Source organism: Actinospica durhamensis (genome assembly GCF_018139695.1).
GTDB lineage: Bacteria > Actinomycetota > Actinomycetes > Streptomycetales > Catenulisporaceae > Actinospica > Actinospica durhamensis.
On the sequence record NZ_JAGSOG010000736.1, the window covers coordinates 1 to 456 of the forward strand.

At 71.7% G+C, this 456-nt stretch carries 2 pseudogenes; one reads left to right on the top strand and one right to left on the bottom strand.

What is annotated here, in order from left to right:
- Positions 1 to 256: pseudogene (locus tag KDL01_RS46455) on the bottom strand (hypothetical protein); the annotation flags it as partial.
- 14 nt (positions 257 to 270) lie between these two features.
- On the opposite strand from KDL01_RS46455, the pseudogene KDL01_RS41960 reads away from it, so the two are divergent.
- Positions 271 to 456, top strand: a pseudogene (locus KDL01_RS41960) (ribulose-phosphate 3-epimerase); the annotation flags it as partial.

The window sequence follows — 456 nt, forward strand, 5'->3', positions numbered from 1 at the left end:
CGTCGTTGTCCTGGGCGCCGGTGAGCCTTTGGGCGAGGGGCGCCACCAGGAACAGGACCACCAGCCACAGCAGCACCACCAGCCACTTGGTGCGCCGGCCGCACACCAGGTACGCGATGCCCCGGCTCCGGGTCATGACGCCCCCCGGAGCCGCGGACGGGGCCGCCGGGCCGCCCGGCACGGCGCGGACGGCGGTGCCGGAACGTCCGACGGCGAACTCAGGTCTGGACCGGAGGGACCATCCGTACCCGGGCATGGCAGGCTTGGTCCATGGCCGTGCAGATCAACCCCAGCATCCTGTCCGCCGACTTCGCCCGCCTCGCGGACGAGGCGAAGGCGGTCGAGGGAGCCGACTGGCTCCATGTCGACGTCATGGACAACCATTTCGTCCCGAACCTCACGCTCGGTGTGCCGGTCGTGGAGTCGCTCGCCCGTGCGACGGACACCCCGCTGGAC